The organism is Zhongshania borealis (assembly GCF_039539625.1).
Taxonomy (GTDB): domain Bacteria; phylum Pseudomonadota; class Gammaproteobacteria; order Pseudomonadales; family Spongiibacteraceae; genus Spongiibacter; species Spongiibacter borealis.
In genome coordinates this window covers 1-20401 of record NZ_BAABDM010000002.1, presented here as the reverse complement: position 1 = coordinate 20401, position 20401 = coordinate 1, and the positions used below count along the sequence as shown (strand labels likewise).

At 52.8% G+C, this 20401-nt stretch carries 6 protein-coding genes; all 6 read left to right on the top strand.

What is annotated here, in order from left to right; translation table 11 throughout:
- Positions 1 to 165: 165 nt before the first annotated feature.
- Positions 166 to 840 (top strand): transglutaminase-like cysteine peptidase, encoded by a 675-nt coding sequence (locus ABD836_RS06340; protein ID WP_344933611.1) that lies wholly within the window; start codon positions 166 to 168, stop codon positions 838 to 840.
- Complete coding sequence (locus ABD836_RS06335; protein WP_344933609.1) at positions 837 to 2759, top strand: bifunctional diguanylate cyclase/phosphodiesterase; 1923 nt, start codon at positions 837 to 839, stop codon at positions 2757 to 2759. Before ABD836_RS06340 ends, ABD836_RS06335 begins: the two co-directional genes overlap by 4 nt.
- Positions 2756 to 4903 (top strand): type I secretion system permease/ATPase, encoded by a 2148-nt coding sequence (locus ABD836_RS06330; RefSeq protein WP_344933606.1) that lies wholly within the window; start codon positions 2756 to 2758, stop codon positions 4901 to 4903. Before ABD836_RS06335 ends, ABD836_RS06330 begins: the two co-directional genes overlap by 4 nt.
- Positions 4904 to 4913: 10 nt before the next feature.
- Positions 4914 to 6257, top strand: coding sequence for an HlyD family type I secretion periplasmic adaptor subunit (locus tag ABD836_RS06325; RefSeq protein WP_344933604.1), 1344 nt, complete (start codon positions 4914 to 4916; stop codon positions 6255 to 6257).
- The gene (locus ABD836_RS06320; RefSeq protein ID WP_344933602.1) at positions 6258 to 6887 is read left to right on the top strand and encodes a helix-turn-helix transcriptional regulator; all 630 of its coding nucleotides are present in this window, start codon (positions 6258 to 6260) and stop codon (positions 6885 to 6887) included. It begins immediately after the preceding gene.
- A gap of 139 nt (positions 6888 to 7026) precedes the next feature.
- Positions 7027 to 20401, top strand: a 13375-nt coding sequence (locus ABD836_RS06315) for an Ig-like domain-containing protein (protein ID WP_344933600.1), incomplete at its 3' end; no start/stop codon positions are given.

The following is a 20401-nucleotide window of genomic DNA, read 5'->3' as shown; positions in this document are numbered from 1 at the left end:
CACACCCTGATAATGTGCTTATGTGACAAAGCGGCTATGCTTGTATGCATGAGTTAAGCTGCGTATTTTGGTGATGAGTTAGCTGCGCGACTTATAGTGATTGTCAGTACTGGCAGAGCGAAAGGGAGGATTTGGTTCCTTTAGCGTTTGTTGAGGCCTAGATCAGTGGTATCTGCAATTAAGCACATGGACGCCCGCTACTGCCTTAGTCGCATGCTTGTGTGGTTTGCTATCAGTATGCCCTTGCTCGCCGATTCGATCGTTAGTCAGCGCCATTTAGATGTATTGAGGCGTGAATACGGTGATGCGGCCTACCAGCGTGGACTTCAGCTACAGCTAACCTTGACAGAAATTGCAGGCTTAAGTGAACGCCAGAAGCTAGAACGGGTCAATAAATTCTTCAACCAGTTTACATACCTTGACGATATGGAAAATTGGCAGCAGCGTGATTACTGGGCAACACCCGAGGAATTTATTGGGCGAATGCAGGGCGATTGTGAAGATTACGTCATTGCAAAATATTTCGCTTTGCGTGAGGTAGGCGTGGCAGAAAGCAAACTGTTTTTAACCTATGTTCAAGCCACCGAACTCAATGTTGCCCATATGGTACTCACTTATTTTGAAACGCCACAGAGCACCCCGCTCGTTATCGATAATTACGATCCACGTATACTGCCCGCCTCAGAGCGAAAGGATTTGTTGCCGGTGTATAGTTTTAATGCTCGGTCATTCTTTTTGACTGACGGGAGTGCAGGTCTAGGGATAAAAGTGCCAACAAGCAAAATAAAGAATAGTAAATGGACGGCGCTGTTAGAAAGCCTTCAGGATGGTGATAAATGACCTTGTTTAAGCAAATTGCCCTGCTTGTATCGGTCGGCTTTGTGTTGTTATTGGCTATTATCAGTGTAGATAGTGTCCGTGAGTCGACAAACCTACTTAGCGATCAGCTGGAGTCCACGGTGCACGACACCGCGACAGTGCTGGCAATTTCGATGTCTACCACCGGTAGCGGCGACGATGTGGCGGCTATAGAGACTTTGTTTAACGCCGTGTTTGACAGTGGTTATTACAGCGATATTCGCTTGCTGGCGACGGATGGTAGCGTGATCTTTGAAAAACAGCGGCCGCTGACAACGTATGGCGTTCCTGAATGGTTTGTCAGTACAGTTCACGTCGAACCCGCAACAGGGCGCGCGGTTGTGATGAAGGGTTGGGTTCCCGTCGCTAAGCTCGAAATAACCCTGCACCCTGGCTTTGCCTATGCAGGCTTGTATGAGCGATTACTATCAACTGCGCAGTGGTTTTTGTTGGTGTTTATTGTGGTTTTGGCGATGTTGTGGCTTGTTCTTCATCACTTGCTGAGACCATTGAAGGCGGTATATCTGCAAGCCAATGATATTCAGGCGAACCGCTTTACTCAGCAGGCGGGATTACCGCGAACGCGGGAGTTGCGCCGAGTTGTGCAAGCGATGAACCGGCTGTCGAGTAATGTTGAACAGATATTCAATGAGCAAGAATATGCGGTTGCCCGCTATCAGCGGTTGCTATATCGCGATGAATTAACGGGGCTGCGTAATCGACGTTTTCTGATGACCGAGCTCAATACTAATTTCGCGGACAGTGCCGGTTTTCATGGTGTGATGGCGATGATTAAGTTGAATGGCTTAGAGGCAATACGGGAGCAGTCTGGGTATCAGAGTGCCGATGAGCTTGTGCAGCTATTTGCAGTTTGTTTAAAAGTTGCATTTGCTGAGCACTCGCAATATAAATATGCGCGGATAAGTGATGATGAGTTTGCTCTAATCATGCCCGCAGAGCGAGATCATGCGACGGCCGTAGTAACTCGCTTGTTTGAAACATTTCAAGCTCGCTGTCATGTTAGCCGCGATGTGGTTTCGCTCAATGCGGGTGTTGCTGAACTGAGTGGCGTCGATGGTGTGACAGAATTGCTGTCCGAGTTGGACTTGTCCCTGAGTCAAGCGCAGTCTCTTGGTGCTTATCAGCTGTGTTTTCCCGGCGAACAGTTTTTGTCATTACCTCAAGGCAAGCTGCAGTGGCGCAGTTGGTTCCAAGAAGCTTTGGCGTCTGATCGATTCTACTTAGTGTCGCAGCTGGTTTACGATAGAAACGGCGTTGTGATGCATCGGGAAGTCTTGGTGCGGGTTGATGATAGTGAGGGCAAAACCATTCCTGCCGCGGTATTTATGCCAATGGCATTGTCGCTTGGCTTTGGGATGGAAATTTACCGGAAAGTGAATGAGCTGTTGCCGGTAGTGGCTGATAGCAAGTATGTAGTGCCCTTTGCGGTGAATTTTTCTGATTTGTTTATTAGTGGTGCGCACGCATTTGAAGAGTTAAATCAAATGCTGGCGCTTTTTCAAAAATCGCCCGGCACTTTGTGTGTAGAAGTGAGGCATGAAGCTGTTCGGAGCCATCCGCAGCGCTGCCAGCAGCTTGCCGACGCGGTTAAGCGGTATGGACACGCATTTGGTGTGGATCATCTGGATTTGAATATTCCGATGCATACTTTGCAGGCGATAAACCCTGAATATGTAAAGATTTCCGCACGTGTACTTGACGATCTTGGCGAAGAAAATGATTCTAGTGCTTACCAAGCGCTGCGTAATGTGGTTCGAACCCTCGATATACAGTTAATAGCGGTAGGGGTTGATGAGCAGGCACTGCGCGATCGTTTATTGGTGATGGGCGTTGATGGGATGCAGGGCAATTATCTGGGCCAGCCAGAGAGACTGATATGACAGAAGTAGCACACACTTATGACCCCTTGCTGGGGTGTTTGGTGGTTTTTTCCAAGCTTTATAATCGGCCGGTAACGGTTGAGGCGTTAATTTCCGGCCTGCCGGTTGCGCCTGGTGCGCGGGGCCCAGAAATGTTCTCGGTAGAGCGATCTAAGGGGATGTTTCAGCGGGTAGCGGCGCGCGCAGGTTTTGCCTCTAGACTGATTAAACGCGATCTAGACGAAATCTCTGGCCTGTTACTGCCGTGTATTCTGGTGTTGAAAAATCGCGATGCGGTTATTCTGGACAAAATTGATCGGGAGCAGGGGCGTGCACGAGTGATCTTTCCTGATGTCGCCGAGGGCGCCGAGTGGATCGATTTTGCCAAGCTCAAAGAGTCTTATGCGGGCTTTGCTTTTTTACTCAAACTTGAATTTAAGCAGGAGTCGACAAGCAGAAAGACCTTAAATCTTCGTAAAGGCCATTGGTTTTGGGACACCCTAAAGCTCTCAAAAGAGGCTTTTGTAAGTGTGATTGTCGCTTCGGTACTAATCAATTTTTTCGTGATTGCTACGCCGCTATTCACCATGAATGTTTACGATCGCGTAGTCCCGAATGATGCGATTGAAACGCTTTGGGTATTGGCGATTGGGGTTTTGGTGATCTACGCCTTTGATATGATGCTGCGTTTTTTGCGGACGTACTTTCTTGAAGTTGCCGGTAAAAAAAGCGATGTCATCATGTCGTCCATCATCTATGAGCAGGTGATGAACTTAAAGATGTCGGAGTGGCCGCGCAGCGTCGGGGCCTTTGCGAATAATCTTCGTGAATTCGAAAGTATTCGCAGTTTCTTTACCTCGTCAACAATTAGCGCTTTGGTCGATTTGCCTTTTTCGATATTGCTACTTATTTTGGTTGCGTATATCGGCGGGCCACTGGTCGTGGTACCGCTTGTTATTATGCTTCTATTGCTGCTCTACAGCTTTGCAATTATGAAGCCCCTGCGCGAGAGTATTGAAGCAACTTTTGAGGCATCAGCAAACAAAAACGCGCACTTGATTGAGAGCTTGCATTCGATCCAAACCATTAAGTCGCTGGGTGTCGCGAGTCACTCGCAATGGGTCTGGGAGGAGTCGTCTGGGGCGATCGCTGGTAAGTCGATGCGCAGCCGAATTCTGTCAAACTCAATTGGCGTTATTTCGCAGTTTTTAATGCAGTTGAATACGGTTGGTATCATTATTTTTGGTGTTTACCAAATTAGTGATCAAGCCTTGTCATTGGGTGGTTTGATTGCAGTTTCTATGCTCGCTTCGCGTGCAGTGGCGCCAGTCGGCCAGGTGGCGACCTTGATTTCTCAGTACCAGCAAACGCGGACAGCGTTTGATTCCCTCGACAATATTATGAATATGTCCGTTGAGAGGCCTGAAAATAAGCAGTATGTTCGCCGCCCAAGTTTTGACGGACATATTGAGTTTAAGAAGGTTTCCTTCACTTATCCTGAAGCACAACAGGCGTCCCTGACTGACATTTCCTTTGATATTGAGCCCGGTGAGCATGTAGGCATTATAGGTAAGGTCGGCTCAGGTAAAAGCAGCTTGGCAAAGCTGTTGATTGGCTTGTACGAGCCTACAGGCGGTTCAATTGCCGTTGATGATATTAATAGTAAGCAAATTGATCCTGCCGATCTTCGGCAACATATTGGCTATCTTTCACAAGAGATAGGTCTTATGCGAGGGACGATTCGCGATAATCTTATTTATCGTGATCCGCAAGTTGATGATGATCGTTTGTTGGAAGTATCGGCACTATGCGGTGTTGATCAATTTGTAAATCAATTACCCTCCGGTTTCGATACTCAGGTGGGTGAGCAGGGCGCTTGCTTATCAGGCGGGCAGCGTCAGGCCATCGCGTTGGGGCGAGCGCTGCTTCGAAATGAATCCATTGTGGTTTTGGATGAGCCCACGAGCAATATGGATAATTCGACGGAATTTAAAATCAAACGTCAATTGTTCGAGTACACCCGTGACAAAACCTTGATCGTTATTACCCATAAAACGTCGATGCTCGATTTGGTTGAACGCCTCATTGTTGTCGAAAACGGTCGTATTTTAATGGACGGCCCCAAGCAACAAGTCGTTGAAAAACTTAAGCAACTTGGGAAGTAAGCGGACACCAATGAAAACAGAATTAAAATCACATAAGGAACTGGATGACGCTGACTTAGCGTATATGCGCAGCTTGTCGGCGGCGGTTGTGCAGCGCTCCCCGCGTTATTTGATTACGGTGCTAATGGTATTTGCAGGGCTTTTTCTAGTGGCGGTGCTGTGGATGGCGTGGGCACATGTGGATGTGGTGGTGCGCGGCTCCGGAAAAGTGATTCCCGCTGGTCAGGTGCAACAGGTGCAAAGTTTAGAGGGCGGGGTTGTTGCCGAGATTCTGGTGCGGGAAGGCGATTTGGTTAAACCTAATCAATCTCTGCTAAAGCTTAGTGACGTCGCGTTCTCAAGTTCATTTGAAGAAAATCAGCTCAAGTATTACGAGTTGCAGGCGCGCAGTATTCGCCTGCGTGCCGAGGGCTATGATGAGGCATTTGAGGTATCGCCAGAGGTTGCGGCGACCATTCCCGAATTGGTGCGCTCTGAGCGTAGTTTGTATGACAGTAATCAGCAGCAACTTGTTGATACCCTCAGCATTTATCGGCAGCAGCTTTCTCAGCAGGAGAATGGGCTCGAAGAGGGGCGCGCGAAACAGCGTCAATTGAATAGGTCATTAAAATTAGTTCGCGAAGAAATTAGTATCAAACAGCCCTTGGTGGAAGAGCGAATTATTAGCGAGATTGATTTTCTGCAGCTTCGTCAGCGTGAAGCCGAAATCGAAGGGGAGTTGGAGACAATTACAATCACGATCCCGCGCTTGCAGTCGTCGATTGAAGAGGCGCGGCGTAAATTGAGCCAGATTGAGCATGATTTTCGTAATGAAGCTAAGCGTGAGCTAAATGAGGTGCTGGCTGAAATGTCGCGCTTTGAGCAAACACAGGCGGCGTTGGACGATCGGGTGAAACGTACAACATTGCGTTCGCCAGTCCAAGGTGTGGTGAAGCGCTTATACGCGAACTCGATCGGTGGTGTAGTGAAGGCCGGTGATAATGTGTTAGAAATCGTACCTTTGGGTGATGAGCCCTTGGTTGAGGTGCGAATAAATCCAGCGGATATCGCCTTGATCCAGATTGGGCAGCCCACGCGCTTAAAATTTTCAGCCTATGATTTTGCGATCAGTGGCAGTCTGGGTGGCGCGGTGATTTATGTTAGTGCAGATACCACTACCACTGACGAGGGGGAGAGCTTCTATATTGTGCGGGTGCAGCCAGAACATTCCTATCTTGGTAGCAATGCTGAGCGTTTGCCGGTCAAAGTGGGTATGACCACTGAGGCCGATATTGTTACTGGCAAAAAAACTGTGCTTCAATACCTGTTAAAACCTATAAATCGCGGGCTGCAAAAAGCGATGACAGAGAATTAAATGACGATATTTGTTTGCTCTAAGCATGCTGGATTTTCCCAGCACATCGACAACGCTTTGCACGGGGCTGGCGTCATTCGTCATCTTTCTTCTGCCAGCCTGGTGCCCAAGACAGAGTCTGGTGATGTGTACGTTTTTCATCTACCTTCGTTTACCACGCAGGAAGCAGATGCATTTATCCGTAATGCGATAGCCGGGCCGGCAGCAGTGGCGATAGCGGATGATGCCCCCGCGGTGTCGGGTTTATTGTCGGCGAGCGAGAGTGGCGCTAGGGCCTACTTTAATAGCTTTATGGCGCCGCAACACTATGTTCAGTTGTTGCGCTTATTGCAGGCTGGCGGTAGCTGGTTTCCGCCTGCGCTACTGGCTGAGGTTTTTGCTCTCGCTAGGGCGGGGGATGTGCAGTCTCGGGATTCGGCTGCAGAGTTGGGTAAGCTAACCGCTCGTGAGCGCGAATTGGCTGAGTTTGTCGCCGAAGGGCGGGCAAATAAGGAGATAGCCCGTGTCTGTAAAATATCTGAACGCACCGTGAAGGCCCACCTAACCAGTATTTATGAGAAGCTCGGCGTTAAAGACCGCAAAGGTTTGATGGCGCTACTGAGCTATCGTCCCGCTTCTACCTCGCATTAGTCGCCTTTTACTCCTCTTTTGCTACCCCGGGCTATTTAAGCTCGCCGTTTAAGCTCTCTTAATTATATGGTACCTAGGTACCATGCGCGTTGCCGTTGACCTTGCTAGGATTGAGAGATCTAAAGAGAGGTTTTTGTTCATGGCTGCCAAGCAAATAGGTTATATCGTCGAAATCGTCGGATCTGCAACTGTTCGTAGTGCCGACGGAATTGTTCGTGTTGTAAATGTTGGGGATGGCCTTCGTGAAGGCGACCTACTGATGACCGGACTCAATTCCAAGGTTTTGGTGACATTCTATGATGGTCAGCAGCTCCAGGTTGAAGCTGACGCAAGAATCTTGATTGATGAAACCTTGGCCTATGATGGCGTGGGCTATGGCGATGTCGATGTAGATCAAATTGCTGCTTTGCAGCAGGCGATTTTAGGCGGTCTCGACTTAAGTGACCTAGACCCGACGGCAGCGGGTGTACAGAACCCTAACGACGATATTGGCGACGGATTGGCAGGGGCATCCGAGTATAATCGTGACGGGCGTGAAGGTATCGTGGATACCCGGTTGACACCTATCGACGGCGACGATGATACCGATGAGTTGGATTTCGAAGGGCTGGCAACTACCGCTGGAATACCCAGCGCGGCTATTTCACTCAATGAAATAGCAATAGATGACGTGGTTAACGCCGCCGAAGCTGAAAGTGATCTCGCAATTAGCGGTACGGTTACGGGTGTTGCGGCTGCCGGTGACAGTGTTGTTGTTAATATTGGTGGTAAGGATTATGCGACTGCCGTAAACGCCGATAACACGAGCTTTAGTGTCATCATTCCGTCTGCAGATGTCGCTGCGCTCAGTGACGGTATTGTCACCGCAACGCTTTTTGTTGGCGATAATATCGGCAATAGCTTTGTTGCCGATACCAGTCGTCCCTTCACTGTAGATATAACGAGTACCGCCACACTCACAGTCGATAATATTACGGCAGACGACATTATTAACGCGGTGGAATCCGGCGGTAGTGTCGATGTTACCGGCAGTGTTGGTCCTGATGCTGGCCCCGGCGATACCGTCAGTCTGACCATTAATGGCACCGAATACAGCGGTGTGGTGCAGGCTGACAATACGTATAGTATTCCTGTTGCCGGTTCTGACTTGGCCGCTGATACCACCTTTGATACCACCGTGACTGGGACCGACGAAGCGGGTAACCCGTTTACGATTACCGGCACCTCGACGCACACGGTAGACACTACAAGTACTGCGACTATTGCGGTCGACAACATCACCGCTGACGATATTGTGAACGCGGCGGAAGCCGGCGGCACAGTGAATGTGACGGGCACTGTGGGTGGCGATGCGGCCCCCGGCGACACTGTAAGTTTGACCGTTAATGGCGCCGAATACAGCGGCGTTGTGCTGGCAAACGGTAGCTATAGCATACCGGTTGCGGGCTCTGATCTTGCCGCGGATAGCAGTGTGGTTGCGACTGTTACTGGCGCAGATACTGCGGGTAACCCTTTTGTCGCTACTGAGACGTCAAGCTACACCGTAGACACAACAGGCGCAGCGACCATCACGGTCGATAACATTACTGCCGATGGCGTTGTGAATGCGGCCGAGGCTGGCGGCATGGTGAACGTAACTGGTTCGGTTGGCGGTGACGCGGCCCCCGGCGATATCGTAAGTTTGACCGTCAATGGCAGCGAATACAGCGGTGTTGTGCTAGCCGACGGTAGCTACAGCATTGCCGTTGCCGGTTCTGACTTGGCGGCGGATTCGAGTATTGATGTGCGTGTTGTTGGCGCCGATAACGCGGGTAATCCCTTTACCGCAACGGCTACGTCAAACTACACAGTGGACACTAGTGCTACTGCAAGCATCAACCTAAACCCGATTGCCGGTGATGACATTATTAACGCTGCTGAAGCCGGTGTAGAGCTTGTTGTTAGCGGGTCCGTTGGTGGTGACGCGGCGGCGGGCGATAGCATCATTGTTAGTCTTAATAGCAAAGATTACGCTGCGACGGTAAATGCCGATAACAGCAGTTTCAGTGTGGCTATTCCGGCCGCGGATGTCGCGGCGCTTAGCGATGGTACTGTTACAGCAACGCTGACCGGTACTGACGATGCCGGTAATAGTATTTCCGCAGATACCAGCCGCCCTTTCACCGTAGATACGGTAAGTGCGGCAACGATCGCCGTCGGCAATATTACGGCAGATGACATTGTTAATGCGGTGGAGTCAGGCGGCAGTGTTGATGTCACTGGTAGCGTTGGTTCCGATGCCGGCCCCGGCGATACCGTAAGCTTGACCATTAATGGCACTGAATACAGCGGTGTGGTGCAGGCTGACAATACGTATCGCATCTCAGTTGCCGGTTCTGACTTGGCGGCGGATACCACCTTTGATGCCGCCGTTACTGGTACCGATGCGGCGGGTAATCCATATACGGCTACAGCGACCTCAACGCACACTGTAGACATCACAAGCTCCGCGACTATTGCGGTCGACAACATCACCGCTGACGACATAGTAAACGCGGCGGAAGCCGGTGGCGTGGTGAACGTGACTGGCACAGTGGGCGGCGATGCGGCCCCGGGCGACACAGTTAGCTTGACCGTTAATGGCACGGAATACAGTGGTGTTGTGCTGGCAGACGGCAGCTACAGCATAGCTGTTGCGGGCTCTGACTTAGCTGCTGATAGTAGTCTTGCTGTGACTGTTGCTGGTGCAGATGCTGCGGGTAATCCTTTTGTTGCGACAGCGACGTCAGCGTATACCGTTGATACCACGTCAGCGGCGAGTATTCTCGTTGATAGTATTACCGCCGATGATGTTGTTAGCGCCGCAGAGGCTGGCGGCACGATCAATGTGACGGGGTCGGTGGGCGGTGACGCAGCGCCAGGCGACACAGTTAGCTTTACCATCAATGGCAGCAATTACACGGGCGCTGTGCTGGCTGGCAATATCTTTAGTATTGCGGTGGCGGGGTCTGACCTAGCTGCGGATACAAGCTTTGATGCGACGGTTGTGGGCGCTGATGATGCCGGTAATCCCTTTACGGCAACGACGACGTCTAGCTACATCGTTGACACTACGGCTGATGCTACGGTGGTTGTCGATAGTATCACGGCCGATGATATTGTTAGTGCCGCGGAGGCTGGTAGCAGTATCAATGTAACGGGTTCGGTGGGTGGTGATGCCGCTCCCGGCGACACGGTCAGTTTTACGATTAATGGCACTGTTTACATCGGAACGGTTCAAGCTGGTAATACCTTTAGCGTTGCCGTGGCGGGAACAGATCTGGCGGCGGGTACGTCGTTCGATGCAACGGTTACCGGGACCGACGGCGCCGGTAACCCCTTTACGGCAACGACAACGTCTACTTACACTGTTGATACCACGGCGGCAGCCAGCCTTATTGTCGATAGCATTACCGCCGATGACGTCGTCAGCGCGGCGGAAGCGGGCGGCAGTATCAATGTAACGGGCTCCGTAGGCGGCGACGCATCGCCAGGAGACACGGTTAGTTTTACCATCAATGGTACTGATTACAGCGGTACGGTTCTGCCCGGCAATACCTTTAGTATTGCCGTAGCGGGTTCGGATCTCGCGGCTGAAACATCTTTCGATGCCACCGTGACTGGCGCCGATAGTGCGGGTAATCCATTTACCGCAATGACTACGTCTACCTACACCGTTGATACCGCGGCAACGGCCAGCATTATTGTTGATAGCATCACCCCTGATAATGTCTTGAATGCGGCTGAAGCCAGCGCGAATGTTCTTGTGACTGGCTCGGTCGGTGGCGATGCGACGGCTGGCGATATCGTTAGCTTTACTGTGAATGGCAGCGATTACAGCGCGACGGTTCAACCCGGCAATACGTATAGTGTTGAAGTAGCTGGCTCGGACCTGCTCGCCGATACCAGTTTTGAGGCAAGCGTCACCGGCACAGATGGCGCAGGCAATCCCTTTACCGCAATAACAACATCGACGCATACGGTAGATACAAGTTCAGATGCAATAATTGCGCTGGACGCAATTGCGACGGATGACATTGTCAACGCGGTGGAATCGGTAAGTGATTTAGTCATTACCGGTTCGGTGAGTGGTGATGCGGCGGCCGGTGATCTGGTCGTTGTTACCGTGGGCGGGCGCGATTACAGCGCTACAGTAAACGCAGATAACCTTAGCTTTAGTGTAAGAGTTCCCGCCTCAGATGTTGCTGCACTGACTGACGGTAATGTGACTGCGACCCTATCTGGAAGTGACGACGCAGGTAACGAGTTTACCGCGAGTAGCAGCCGTCCTTTCACCGTTGACACTGCCGCAACGGCTGGGATTGCTGTTGAGAATATTACCGGCGATGATGTTGTCAGCGCGGCAGAAGCCGGTTCGAATATTAATGTTACCGGTACGGTTAGTGGCGACGCCGCCGAAGGCGACACCGTCAGCTTCACGGTTAATGGCAATGACTACAATGGCATTGTGCAAGCGGATAACACTTTCAGTGTTGCCGTTGCTGGCGCTGATCTGGCGGCAGACACGAGCTTTGATATTTCCGTTACTGGCAGCGATGCGGCGGGCAATCCCTTTATCGCCACGGCGACTTCCACGCACACAGTTGATGACTCTGCGGCGGCAACAATTGCGGTAGATAATGTTACAGCTGATGACGTGCTCAGCGCTGCGGAAGCAGGCGGCACTGTCAATGTCACTGGGTCAGTAGGTGGTGACGCAACCGCTGGCGATACAGTTAGCTTTACCATTAACGGCACTAACTATAACGGCACAGTTCAGGCTGATAATACTTACAGCATTGCTGTGGCTGGGGCTGATCTGGCGGCGGACACATCCTTCGATGTGGTCGTGACCGGTACAGATGGCGCAGGTAATCCCTTTACCGCAACAACGACTTCAACACATACCGTTGATACGGCAAGTTCAGCGAGTATTACCGTTGATAATATTACCGCCGATGATGTGATTAATGCCGCAGAAGCCGGCGGTAATGTCAATGTTACAGGCTCTGTCGGTGGCGACGCTGCGGCTGGCGACACCGTCAGTTTCACGGTCAATGGCACCGCTTACAGCGCCTCTATACAAGCGGACAACACCTTCAGTGTCGCGGTCGCTGGCGCGGATTTGGCGGCGGATACAAGTTTTGATGCGACGGTTATTGGCGCAGATAATGCGGGTAATCCCTTCGCCGCAACCACTACGGCAACCTACGTTGTTGATACGGCAGCAGCAGCGAGCATCATTGTCGATAGTATTACGGCCGATGATGTTGTTAACGCGGTTGAAGCCGGTGGCACAATCGATGTGACCGGTTCGGTGGGTGGCGACGCGACGGTCGGCGACACAGTTAGTTTCACAATTAATGGTACGGAATACAGCGGCACAGTTCAGGCAGGTAATACCTTTAGCATTGCTGTGGCGGGATCGGATTTGGCAGCGGATTCGTCCTTCGACGCGGCGGTTTCCGGAACGGATAACGCCGGTAATCCGTTTACCGCAGTCAGCACATCTACTTACACCGTTGATACTATCGCCGCAGCAACCATTACGGTTGATAGCATTACTGCTGATGACGTGGTTAGCGCGGCGGAAACTGGCGACACAATCGACGTAACAGGCTCAGTGGGTGGCGACGCCGCCGTCGGCGACATTGTTAGCTTTACGATTAATGGCACCAATTACAGTGGCGCAGTTCAGGCAGGTAATACTTTTAGCATTGCTGTTGCAGGGTCGGATTTGGCCGTGGACACGTCTTTCGATGCAACAGTGCTTGGTTCTGATGACGCGGGCAATCCGTTTACAACAACAACGACATCTACCCACACCGTTGATACTGCTGCGGCAGCGACAATTACTGTCGACAGTATTACCGCTGATGACGTTGTTAACGCTGTAGAGGCCGGTGGCACAATCGATGTGACCGGTTCGGTTGGCGGTGACGCGGCGGTTGGCGATACCATTAGCTTTACGATTAATGGCACCAATTACAGTGGCACCGTTCAAGCCGGTAATATCTTTAGTATTACAGTAGCGGGATCGGATCTGGCAGCAGATACGGCATTTGACGCAACGGTTGCAGGTACGGATAACGCCGGCAATCCGTTTACCGCAACGACGACGTCTACCTACACCGTTGATACCAGCGCAGCAGCAACAATTACAGTGGATAGCATTACTGCTGATGACGTTGTTAACGCTGCAGAGGCGGGTGGCACAATCAATGTTACAGGTTCTGTTGGTGGCGACGCTGCGGCTGGCGACACGGTTAGCATTACGGTCAACGGCACTGATTACAGCGGCACCGTACAGGCGGGTAACACCTATAGTATTGCGGTTGCCGGGGCGGATCTTGCTGGGGACAACAGTTTCGATGCGATCGTGACAGGGACCGACAGTGCGGGTAATCCCTTCACTGCCAGCACGACCTCAACGCACGGGATCGATACGGCTAGTTCAGCAACCATCGTCGTTGATAACATCACCGCCGACGATGTGGTCAACGCGGCTGAAGCTGGTGGCGCAATCGATGTGACTGGTTCGGTTGGTGGTGACGCGGCGATTGGTGACATCGTTAGTTTTACAGTCAATGGCACTGATTATAGTGGCGCAGTGCAGGCCGGTAATACCTTTAGTATAGCTGTGGCAGGGTCGGATTTAGCCGCCGACACGTCTTTCGACGTGACGGTGGCAGGGACCGACAGCGCCGGCAATCCGTTTACGGCAAGCACCACATCGACTCATGCAGTTGACACCTCTGCGGCAGCGACAATTGCGGTCGATAGCATCACGGCTGATGACGTTGTTAGTGCTGCTGAGGCCGGCGGCACAATCGATGTGACCGGGGCAGTTGCTGGCGACGCCGCCGTTGGCGACACCGTTAGTTTTACGATAAATGGCAACGACTACAGCGGCATTGTTAAGGCCGATAATACCTTCAGCATCGCGGTTGCCGGCGCAGACTTAGCGGCGGATACCAGTTTCGATGCTACGGTGACCGGCACCGACGGCGCAGGCAATCCATTTACAGCGACGACGACTTCAATTCACAGTGTTGATACTAGTGCCGCAGCGACGATTAATGTCGACAGCATTACGCCTGATGACGTACTGAATGCGGCGGAAGCCGGCGGTACTGTTAAGGTTACTGGTTCGGTGGGTGGCGATGCAGCAGTTGGTGATACGGTCAGCTTTACCATTAATGGCACTAACTACAGCGGTACAGTTCAAGCCGGCAATACCTTTAGCGTTGCGGTTGCTGGCGCTGATTTAGCGGCAGGTACGTCTTTCGACGCCACAGTCGTGGGTGCGGATAATGCCGGTAATCCGTTTACGGCAACAACAACCTCTACCTATCTTGTTGATACTACTGCAGCGGCGACCATCACCGTTGATGACATTACTGCTGATGACGTGGTTAACGCCGCGGAATCTGGCGCAACGATTAACGTTACTGGTAGCGTCGGCGGCGATGCGGCGGTTGGCGATACAGTTAGCTTTACGGTAAATGGCACCGTTTACACTGGTACTGTTCAGGCGGGTAATACCTATAGCGTTTCGGTGGCAGGATCGGATTTGGCCGCCGACACGTCTTTCGACGTGACGGTGACGGGCACCGACAGCGCCGGCAATCCGTTTACCGCAAGCACCACATCGACTCACGCAGTTGATACCTCTGCGGCAGCAACAATTGCCGTCGATAGCATTACCGCCGATGACGTAGTGAATGCGGCTGAGGCTGGCGGAACAATTGACGTCACTGGTGTGGTTACTGGCGACGCAGCAGCTGGCGATACCGTTAGCGTTACGATTAATGGCAACAACTACAGCGGCACCGTTCAGGCTGATAATAGCTTTACGATTGCCGTTGCCGGCGCAGATTTAGCCGCTGACACGAGCCTCGAGGCTACGGTGACTGGCACCGACGATGCGGGCAATTCCTTCACTGCGACGACCACTTCAACTCACACAGTAGATACGGCCAGTGCTGCGAGTATCACCGTCGATGACATTACTGCCGATGATGTAGTTAACGCCGCGGAAGCTGGCGCAACAATTAACGTCACGGGTAGCGTCGGCGGCGACGCCACTGTTGGCGATACCGTTAGCTTTACCGTTAATGGCACTAATTACAGCGGGACTGTGCAGGCGGGGAACACCTACAGTATTGCTGTGTCGGGAGCCGACTTAGCCGCTGATAATAGTTTTGATGTCACCGTGACGGGCAGCGACAACGCCGGCAATCCATTTACTGCGATCACTACTTCTAGCCACGCGGTAGACACGACGGCTGCGGCGACAATATCCGTGGACAGCGTCACCGCCGATGATGTCATTAACGCTGCTGAAGCTGGCGCAACGATCAATATAACCGGCTCTGTTGGCGGCGATGCCGCGCCAGGCGACGCAGTTAGTTTCACTATCAATGGCACTGATTACAGTGGCACGGTACTGGCGGATAATAGCTTTAGTATTGCGGTGTCAGGTGCTGATCTGGCGGCAGATACCAGCTTCGATATCACTGTTGCGGGCACAGATGGCGCGGGTAATCCCTTCACTGCCAGCACGACCTCAACACACAGCGTCGACACCACAAGCTCGGCGGCCATTGTCGTCGATAGCATCACCGCCGATGACGTAGTCAATGCGGCGGAAGCAGGCGGCATAATTAATGTCACGGGCTCGGTAAGTGGCGATGCTACCGTTGGTGATACTGTCAGCTTTACCATTAACGGCACAGATTACAGCGGGACTGTGCAAGCGGGCAGTGTCTTTAGCATTGCGGTAGCGGGCACAGATTTAGCGGCTGATACCAGTTTCGATGCCACGGTTGTCGGCACAGATAACGCGGGTAATCCGTTTGCGGCGACGACCACCTCAACGCATATTTCGGATGCGTCGGCGGCGGCGACAATCACCGTCGATAGTATCACCGCCGATGATGTGGTTAGTGCGGCAGAAGCGGGCGGCACAATCAATGTCACTGGTTCCGTGGGTGGCGATGCAGCGCCTGGTGATAGCGTTAGTTTTACCGTCAATGGCACAGACTACAGTGGCACTGTTCAAGCAGGCAATACCTATAGCGTCGCGGTGGCGGGATCGGATCTGGCCGCCGACACCAGCTTCGATGTCTCAGTATCAGGCAGCGACGGATCGGGTAATCCCTTCACTGCCACAAGCACATCAACACACACGGTTGATGCCACCGCGACCGCAACGATTATTGTCGATAGCATCACGCCGGATGATGTTGTTAACGCTGCGGAAGCCGGAGCCACAATTAATGTCACTGGCTCGGTCGGTGGCGATGCCACTGTTGGCGACACGGTTAGTTTTACTGTTAATGGCACGGATTACAGTGGCACTGTCCAAGCAGGCAATACCTATAGTATCGCGGTAGCAGGTAGTGATTTGCTGGCCGATACCAGCTTTGATGCCACTGTTGTCGGCACCGATAATGCAGGGAATCCGTTTACCGCAAGCACCACATCAACACACAGTGTGGATACCAGTTCTGCCGCAAGTGTTGCACTGGGTGCGATTGCAGTAGATGACATTATTAACGCGGTCGAGGCAGGCGCAGATCTTACAATTAGCGGTACGGTTGGCGGCGATGCTGTTAGCGGCGACAGCGTCGTGGTTAGCATTGGTGGCAATGATTATGCGGCGACCGTTAATGCAGACAACATCACTTTCAGCGTTACTGTTCCGGCTACGGATGTCGAGGCGCTAACGGCAGGTAATGTTACTGCGACCCTCACCGGCAGCGATGATGCCGGTAATCCATTTACCGCAACGAGCAGTCGCCCCTTCACGGTTGATACCGCTGCGACGGCCACAATTTCAGTTGATAATATTACTGCCGATGACGTGGTTAGCGCGGCGGAAGCCGGTGGCACCATCAATGTGACGGGTTCGGTTGGCGGTGACGCCGCCATTGGCGACACGGTTAGTTTTACTATTAATGGCACGGATTACAGTGGCGCCGTGCAAGCGGGCAATACCTTTAGTATTGCCGTAGCTGGATCTGATCTTGCTGCCGATACCTCGTTCGACGCAAGTGTTGCTGGTAGCGATGACGCCGGGAATCCGTATACGGCGACAACAACGTCAACTCACACGGTGGATAACGTTGCCGGTGCAACAATTTCTGTTGATGACATCACTGCTGACGACGTTTTAAATGCAGCCGAAGCCGGCGCAACGATAAATGTGACGGGTACGGTCGGTGGTGACGCGGCACCAGGCGACACAATAAGCTTTACCATCAATGGCACGCCATACAGCGGTACTGTCTTGGCGGGCAACACCTACAGCATTGCCGTTGATGGCGCCGACTTGGCCGCCGATACCAGCTTCGATGCGACCGTGACGGGCACTGACGCCGCGGGTAATCCGTTTACGGCAACGACGACTTCAACGCATACCGTCGATACGTCTGCTGCGGCAACGATCACCGTTAATGACATCACCGCTGACGATGTAGTGAACGCTGCTGAAGCAGGAACAAGCATCAACGTCACCGGTACTGTCGGTGGCGATGCCGCGCCTGGCGATACCGTGAGCTTCACCATTAACGGCACGCCATACAGCGGTATCGTCTTGGCGGGCAACACCTACAGCATTGCTGTTAATGGCGCCGATTTGGCCGCCGATACCAGCTTCGATGCCACAGTAACGGGCACTGATGCAGCGGGTAATAGCTTCACCGCAACGACCACCTCAAGCTACACCGTAGACACTACTGCGGCGGCGACCATTATCGTGGATAGCATTACTGCTGATGACGTGGTTAATGCGGCAGAGGCCGGTGGCACGATCAACGTGACAGGCTCGGTTGCTGGCGACGCCGCCCCAGGCGACACGGTTAGCTTCACGATTAATGGCAGCGATTACAGCGGCATCGTTCAGCCCGGCAACACTTACAGTATTGCGGTAGCTGGCAGCGATTTAGCAGCGGATACCAGCTTCGATGCCACGGTAGTGGGTACAGATAATGCCGGGAATCCGTTTACGGTAAGCACCACTTCCACACATATTTTTGACGCGACAGCGGCCGCGACAATCACCGTCGATAGTATCACCGCCGATGACGTGGTTAGCGCGGCGGAAGCGGGCGGTACAATTAACGTGACGGGTTCGGTCGGCGGTGACGCGGCCCCTGGTGACACGGTTAGCTTTACCGTTAACGGCAATGATTACAGCGGTATTGTACAAACCGGTAATACCTACAGTATTGCCGTCGCGGGTGCAGATTTGGCAGCCGATACCAGCTTTGATGCAAGTGTAACTGGCAGCGATGATGCCGGTAATACCTTTACTGCAACGACTACCTCAACGCATATTTCTGATACTACTGCGTCGGCGACCATTATTGTCGATAGTATTACCGCTGACGACGTTGTTAGCGCGGCGGAAGCTGGCAGCACAATCAATGTGACTGGCTCAGTGGGCGGCGATGCGGCGCCTGGTGATGCGGTAAGTTTTACCATCAATGGCACTAACTACAGCGGTACGGTCCAAGCTGGCAATACCTTTAGTATTGCGGTAGCGGGCACAGATTTAGCGGCTGACACCAGTTTTGATGCCACGGTTACGGGCGCCGATAATGCCGGCAATCCGTTTACGGCAAGCAGTACCTCAACGCACAGTGTTGATACCAGTGCGGCGGCAACTATTGCGCTGGCAGCAATTGCGGCCGATGACATTATTAATGCCGCGGAAGCGGGCACTGATCTTATTATTTCTGGCACGGTTGGTGGCGATGCCGCTAGCGGTGACAGTGTTATTGTTAGTATTGGTGGCAAGGATTACGCGGCCACCGTCAATGCAGACAACACCAGTTTCAGCGTTACTGTTCCCGCCACGGATGTGGCGGCCCTCACTGCGGGTAGTGCCACCGCGACCCTGACGGGTAGCGATGACGCCGGTAATAGCTTCACGGCAAACGACAACCGCCCATTCACCGTTGATACCACAGCGACGGCGACCATCACCGTCGATAACATTACTGCCGATGATGTCGTGAATGCAGTAGAGGCCGGTGGGAGCATTGATGTCACTGGTGGTGTTGGTGGTGATGCCGTGGTTGGCGATACGGTCAGCTTTACCATTAATGGCACGCCCTACAGCGGCACCGTTCAGGCGGGCAATACCTTTACGATTGCAGTTGCTGGCGCAGACTTAGCGGCCGACACCAGCTTTGATGCAAGTGTTGCGGGCACTGATTCGGCGGGTAATCCGTTTACCGCAACCACCACCTCAACGCATACGGTTGATAGCGCAAGTTCGGCGAGCATTACGGTAAACAATATTACCGCCGATGACGTGGTGAACGCAGCTGAAGCGGGTGCGAGCATCAATGTGACGGGAACCGTTGGCGGTGACGCTGCGGTTGGCGATACCATTAGCTTTACTATTAATGGCACGCCCTACAGCGGCGTCGTGCAGCCCGGTAGTACATACAGTATTGCAGTAGCCGGTTCAGACTTAGTGGCCGACACCAGTTTCGATGTAAGCGTTACTGGCACCGACGCAGCGGGTAATCCGTTCACGGCTACGACCACCTCAAGTCACACGGTTGATACCTCTGCAGCGGCGACCGTCACGGTTGATAATATCACCACTGATGACGTGGTTAACGCGGCTGAAGCTGGTGCGAACATTAATGTTAAGGGTACGGTTGGCGGCGATGCTAGCGTGGGTGACACCGTTAGCTTTACGGTTAATGGCACACCTTATAGTGGCATCGTACTCGCCGGAAACACATACAGTATTGCGGTCGCGGGCGCCGATCTTGCTGCTGATACGTCCTTCGACGTCACTGTTACGGGCACGGACGGTGCGGGCAACCCTTTCACTGCAACGGCCACATCAACCCACACCGTAGATACCGCTAGTGCAGCGACAATCATCGTTGACAGTATCACTGCCGATGACGTGGTTAACGTGGTGGAAGCGGGCACCACAATTAATGTTACTGGTTCGGTCGGCGGCGATGCGGCCCCAGGCGACACCGTTAGTTTTACCATTAACGGCACGCCATACAGCGGTACTGTGTTGGCTGGCAACACCTTTAGCATTCCGGTAGCGGGTAGCGATCTTGCGGCGCAAACTAGCTTCGACGCCACCGTTGCGGGCAGCGACGCCGCGGGTAATTCCTTTACTGCTACAACAACGTCAACGCACTCAGTAGATACGAGCGCAGCAGCAACCATCAGCGTAGACGCGATCACGCCAGATGACATCGTGAATGCGGCCGAAGCTGGCGGAAACATTAACGTCACTGGTTCAGTGGGTGGGGACGCGGCCCCAGGCGACACGGTTAGCTTTACGATCAACGGCACGCCTTACAGCGGTACGGTCTTGGCCGGCAACACCTACAGCATTGCGGTTGACGGCGCCGATTTGGCAGCCGACACCAGCTTCGATGCAACAGTGACTGGCACTGACGTCGCAGGTAATCCGTTCACGGCAACGACAACCTCGACTCACACGG